This is a genomic window from Streptomyces sp. NPDC004561, assembly GCF_053602155.1.
Genome location: NZ_JBSGDB010000580.1, coordinates 1 through 5,050, shown reverse-complemented (window position 1 = coordinate 5,050; position 5,050 = coordinate 1). Strand labels below are relative to the sequence as shown.

5 protein-coding genes and 2 pseudogenes are annotated in these 5,050 nt (G+C 72.8%); 3 read left to right on the top strand and 4 right to left on the bottom strand.

Features of this window, described 5'->3' with window-relative positions:
• A pseudogene (locus ACWEN3_RS41205) lies at positions 1–309 on the top strand (TetR/AcrR family transcriptional regulator); the annotation flags it as partial.
• An 87-nt stretch (positions 310–396) separates the two neighbouring features.
• Here the strand turns inward: ACWEN3_RS41205 and ACWEN3_RS41200 are convergent.
• From ACWEN3_RS41200 to ACWEN3_RS41185, 4 genes are all read right to left on the bottom strand, one after another.
• Entirely contained in the window at positions 397–720 is a 324-nt protein-coding gene (locus ACWEN3_RS41200; RefSeq protein ID WP_452982269.1) for a DMT family transporter, read from the bottom strand.
• A gap of 84 nt (positions 721–804) precedes the next feature.
• The gene (rsgA, locus tag ACWEN3_RS41195; RefSeq protein ID WP_452982266.1) at positions 805–1,818 is read right to left on the bottom strand and encodes a ribosome small subunit-dependent GTPase A; all 1,014 of its coding nucleotides are present in this window, start codon (positions 1,816–1,818) and stop codon (positions 805–807) included.
• 12 nt (positions 1,819–1,830) lie between these two features.
• On the bottom strand, positions 1,831–3,168 hold the full coding sequence (gene aroA, locus ACWEN3_RS41190) for a 3-phosphoshikimate 1-carboxyvinyltransferase (RefSeq protein WP_452982263.1): 1,338 nt from the start codon (positions 3,166–3,168) through the stop codon (positions 1,831–1,833).
• A gap of 28 nt (positions 3,169–3,196) precedes the next feature.
• The gene (locus tag ACWEN3_RS41185) at positions 3,197–3,919 is read right to left on the bottom strand and encodes a M50 family metallopeptidase (protein WP_452982260.1); all 723 of its coding nucleotides are present in this window, start codon (positions 3,917–3,919) and stop codon (positions 3,197–3,199) included.
• A gap of 49 nt (positions 3,920–3,968) precedes the next feature.
• Between ACWEN3_RS41185 and ACWEN3_RS41180 the strand changes: the two genes are divergently transcribed.
• Complete coding sequence (locus ACWEN3_RS41180) at positions 3,969–4,784, top strand: SOS response-associated peptidase (RefSeq protein ID WP_452982258.1); 816 nt, start codon at positions 3,969–3,971, stop codon at positions 4,782–4,784.
• Position 4,785: 1 nt separating this feature from the next.
• A pseudogene (locus tag ACWEN3_RS41175) lies at positions 4,786–5,050 on the top strand (hypothetical protein); the annotation flags it as partial.

Below are 5,050 nucleotides of genomic sequence, written 5' to 3'. Positions count from 1 at the left end.
ATGCTCACCGGCTGCTGGAGCGAGCGGCTGCCCGCGCCGTCGCGGGCCGGTGTGCCGTCCTCCGCGACGGTGCCGGCGCAGCGCCGGGCGGACGCCCCGCTGCCCACGCCCCTCGACCTCGTGCGGACGGTCCGGGAGCGCGCCGTGACCGTGCTGGCCGGGCCGGGCGCCGCCCCGTCCGACACCGTGGAGCTGGCCCGCTCCTGCGAACTCGTCGTACGCCTCGCCCTGTCCTGCGTGGCGGCACCGCCCGGCGAGGGCGGGGTGGCCGAGCTGGTGCGGGCGGTCCTGCCGCGCCAGGCGGTGTGACCCGGCCGCCACCGCTGAACGGGCCCGGGAGAACGCCGAAGGCGGCCTCGTCGTCGAGGGCTGAGACCCGCCCCCGATGCCGTCCCCCTAGTGCGCGGAGCCCGACAGCTGGAGCCCGATCACTCCCACGACGACGAGGCTGATCGAGACGATCTTCAGGGTGGAGACCAGGTCACCGAGGAAGACCATGCCGTAGATCGCGGTGCCGGCCGCGCCGATCCCGGTCCACACGGCGTAGGCGGGGCCGACGTCCAGCTTCTTCAGCGACAGGGTCAGCAGACCGAAGCTGCCGAGGGCGAAGGTGGCGAAGGCGATCGTCGGCCACAGGCGGGTGAATCCGTGGGAGAGCTTGAGGCACACGGCGAAACCGGTCTCCAGAAACCCGGCAGCTATGACCAGCAGCCACGCCATGTGCGGTCCTCCCGTTGATCCGGATCTCCGGTTCGGTGCGATTATGCACTTGCCGAACTCGGGCCCCGGCAAACAACGCTGTGGTCAGTCGCCCTCCCGGCGCTCCCGCGTGGCCAGCAGCCGGCGCAGCGAGTACAGCCGCGCCGGGTCCGCGTGACCCTCCTCGACCCACGCGTCCAGCGCGCAGTCCGGCTCGTCGTGGCTGCACGCGCGAGGGCAGCCCGCCGTGCCGGGTTCGAGGTCCGGGAAGGCGTGGATGACCCGGGAGGGGTCGATGTGCGCGAGGCCGAAGGAACGGATTCCCGGGGTGTCGATGACCCAGCCGCCGCCGCTCTCGGCGAGGGGCAGCGCCAGCGCCGAGGTGGTGGTGTGCCGGCCCCGGCCCGTCACCGCGTTCACACGTCCCGTCGTACGGCGCCGGTCCTTGGGGACGAGCGCGTTGACCAGCGTCGTCTTGCCGACGCCCGAGTGGCCCACGAACGCGGTGACCTTGCCGTCCAGGTGCGCGCGCACCCGGTCCGCCGCGTCCCCGTTCTCCAGTTCCTCGCGGCTGGTGACCACGAACGGGATGTCCAGGTCGCCGTACAGCTCCAGCAGCTTGTCCGGCGGTGCCAGGTCCGACTTGGTCATCACCAGCAGCGGCTCCAGGCCGCCGTCGTAGGCCGCGACCAGGCAGCGGTCGACCAGCCGGGGGCGCGGCTCCGGATCGGCCAGGGCCGTGACGATCGCCAGCTGGTCGGCGTTGGCGACGACCACCCGCTCGTAGGGGTCGTCGTCGTCCGCCGTGCGCCGCAGCAGTGAGGTGCGCTCCTCGATGCGGACGATCCGCGCGAGCGTGTCCTTCGTGCCGGACAGATCGCCCACCAGGGCCACCCGGTCCCCGACCACCGCCGCCTTGCGGCCCAGCTCCCTGGCCTTCATCGCCGTCACGGCCCGGTCCTCGACCAGGCAGGTCAGCCGGCCCCGGTCGACGGTGAGGACCATGCCCTCGGCCGCGTCCTCGTGCTTGGGCCGGATGTTCGTACGCGGCCGATTGCCCTTGCGGTTGGGACGGCTGCGGATGTCGTCCTCGTCGGTGTGCTTGCCGTAGCGGCGCATGGCGTTACGTCCCTACTGCCCGAGCATCCCGGTCCACAGCTCGGGGAAGTCCGGCAGGGTCTTCGCCGTCGTCGCCACGTTCTCGATGCGCACGCCCTCGACCGCCAGGCCGATGATCGCGCCGGCGGTCGCCATGCGGTGGTCCTCGTAGGTGTGGAAGGTGCCGCCGTGCAGCGGGCGCGGGCGGATGTGCAGACCGTCGGCCGTCTCCGTGACGTCACCGCCGAGTTCGTTGATCTCCTTGGTGAGCGCGGCCAGCCGGTCCGTCTCGTGCAGCCGCAGGTGGGCCACGCCGCGCAGGGTCGACGGGGAGTCGGCGAGCGCGGCGACCGCGGCGATGCCCGGGGTCAGCTCGCCGACGTCGCCCAGATCGACATCGATGCCGTGCACGGCGCCCGAGCCGGTGAACTCCAGCCCGTAGTCGGTCAGTTCGCAGGAACCACCCATCTCGGTGAAGATCTCCCGCAGCCGGTCACCCGGCTGGGTGGTGCGGGCCGGCCAGTCCGGGATCAGCACCTTGCCGCCCGTGACCAGGGCCGCGGCCAGGAACGGCTGCGCGTTGGACAGGTCGGGCTCGACCGTCACGTCCCGGCCGAGGAGCGCGCCCGGCGTCACCCGCCACACGTTCGGCTCGCCGCCCGACTCGGGGGTGTCCACCTGAGCGCCGACCGCGCGCAGCATGTCCACCGTCATCCGGATGTGCGGCACGGAGGGCAGCGTGGCCCCGGTGTGCCGGACCTCGACCCCCTGGTTGAACCGCGGTCCGGACAGCAGCAGGGCCGAGACGAACTGGGAGGACGAGGAGGCGTCGATCGACACCTGGCCGCCGTCCAGCGCCCCGCCGCCGTGCACGGTCAGCGGCAGCGCGCCCCGGCCGTCGTCGTCGATGCGGGCCCCGAGCTGACGCAGCGCGTCGATCACACCGTGCAGGGGGCGCTCGTACGACCGCGGGTCGCCGTCGAACCGGATCGGGCCGTCGGCCAGCGCGGCCACCGGCGGCAGGAACCGCATCACCGTGCCCGCGTTGCCGACGTCCACCGTGGCCGGGCCGTGCAGGCCGGTCGGGAGCACCCGCCACGCCTCGCCCGAGCCGCCCGGGCCGCCCGCGGCGGAGCTGGACGACACCGTCTCCTCGATCTCCACGCCCATCGCACGCAGCGCGCCCGCCATCAGCAGGGTGTCGCGCGAGCGCAGCGGGCGGCGCACCCAGCCGGGCTCGGAGGCGAGGGCGGCGAGCACGAGGGCGCGGTTGGTGACCGACTTGGACCCCGGCACGTGGACCGTCGCGTCGACGGCTCCGCTCGCGTGCGGGGCGGGCCAGAGGGCGGAGGATGCGGTGTTCGGGGCCATGGGGCCACTTTATAAGGAGGGCCCGGTATCAACCTTCCAGCAGCCAGCGCCCCCCGCCGATCAGCGAGCACAGCGACACCGCGTGGAACAGGAACAGCCACAGGCCCGCCGGTACGTGCGTCAGCCGCGACAGCTGGTCCGCGTCCGAGTCCCCGGCACCCTCCCGGAACCGCTTCGCCTGCAGCTCGAACGGCGGCCGTACGCCCCCGAACAGCAGGAACCACACCACCACGTACGCGAACGCCGCCTGCACCTGCGGCCCCGTCAGCCAGGACACCAGCAGGAACGCCCCGCCCGCGAGGACGACGGTCAGCACGCCGTACGCGTTGCGGATCATCACCAGCATCACCACGAGCAGGGCCGTCGCCGCCCACAGCAGCAGCGTGATGCGGCCCGCGGCGAGCAGGGCGGCACCGCCGAGACCGAGCAGGGAGGGCGCCGTGTAGCCCGCGGCCGCCGTGAGGATCATGCCCAGGCCGTACGGCTTGCCGCGGCTGACGGTCAGGCCGCTGGTGTCGGAGTGCAGCCGGATGCCGGTGAGCCGGCGACCGGTGAGCAGGGCGATCAGGCCGTGTCCGCCCTCGTGCGCGATGGTGATCGCGTTGCGGGCTATCCGCCACAGGGTGTGCGGGACGACCACGGCGAGCGCGGCGCCGAGGGTGGCGAGCACCACCCACAGATCGGGGTCGGGCTGGGTGCCGGTGAGCCGGTCCCAAAGATCGGGCAGCGCGATGGCGGCGAGGCTGTCCATTCCGGTGTGGGCTCCCTCTCGTCCTACGGAGTCTGGCAGTGTGGCACGTATGTGCGGACGGTATGCATCCAGTCGTAGACCCGAGGATCTCGCAGGAATCTTCGAGATCGAGAAGTGGGAGCCCGAGGAGACCCTGGAACCGGACTACAACGTGGCTCCGACCAAGGAGGTCCACGCCGTTCTCGACCGTCCCCTGAAAGACGCGGACTCCCCGCGTCCGGTTCGCCAGCTGCGCACGCTGAAGTGGGGGCTGGTGCCGTCCTGGGCGAAGACCCCGGAGGGCGGCGCCCGGATGATCAACGCGCGGGCGGAGACCGTGCACGAGAAGCCCGCCTACCGCCGGGCCTTCGCCACCCGCCGCTGCATCGTGCCCGCCGACGGCTACTTCGAGTGGGTCACCGCCAAGGAGGAGCGGGATCTGGAGGTCGAGGGCAGGAAGAAGCGGCCCCGCAAGCAGCCGTACTTCGTGCTGCCCGCCGACGGGTCGGTGTTCGCGATGGCCGGCCTGTACGAGTTCTGGCGCGACCGGACCCTGCCCGACGACCATCCGCGGGCCTGGTGGGCCACCTGCTCGGTGATCACCACCGAGGCGGAGACCACCCCGCTCGCCGTCGCCCCCGCCGAGGGCCCCCACTCCCTCGCCGACATCCACCCCCGCATGCCGCTGATGCTCACCCCGGACCGCTGGGACGCCTGGCTGGACCCGTCCCGCACGGACCCCGACGAGCTGCGTGAGCTGCTGGTCCCGCCGCCGGCCGGACTGATGCGCGCGTACCCGGTCTCCACGGCCGTCAGCAACGTCCGCAACAACGGCCCGGAGCTGCTGAAGGAGCTGGAGGCGCCCGAAGAGGGCACACTCTTCTGATGTGATCGAGACTGTCGAGACCGACGCCGGGAAAGCCCGCATCACCTGGCACGAGGCGGAGAGCGCGCGGCTGGTCCTCGCCGTGAGCCACGGGGCCGGCGGCGGCGTCGAGGCCCGAGACCTCCAGGCGCTCGCCCGGGTGCTCCCCGGGCACGGCGTGAGCGTCGCCCTGGTCGAGCAGCCCTGGCGGCCACGAGGACCGCCGCGGCCTCCACGATGGAGTGCAGGGCCTGTTCCAGCTCCAGTTCACGGCCGACGGAGAGGAC

Coding starts and splice junctions, on each gene's coding strand:
- rsgA (WP_452982266.1), bottom strand. CDS start 1,818: ATGCGCCGCTACGGCAAGCACACCGACGAGGACGACATCCGCAGCCGT.
- ACWEN3_RS41185 (WP_452982260.1), bottom strand. CDS start 3,919: ATGGACAGCCTCGCCGCCATCGCGCTGCCCGATCTTTGGGACCGGCTC.
- aroA (WP_452982263.1), bottom strand. CDS start 3,168: ATGGCCCCGAACACCGCATCCTCCGCCCTCTGGCCCGCCCCGCACGCG.
- ACWEN3_RS41180 (WP_452982258.1), top strand. CDS start 3,969: ATGTGCGGACGGTATGCATCCAGTCGTAGACCCGAGGATCTCGCAGGA.
- ACWEN3_RS41200 (WP_452982269.1), bottom strand. CDS start 720: ATGGCGTGGCTGCTGGTCATAGCTGCCGGGTTTCTGGAGACCGGTTTC.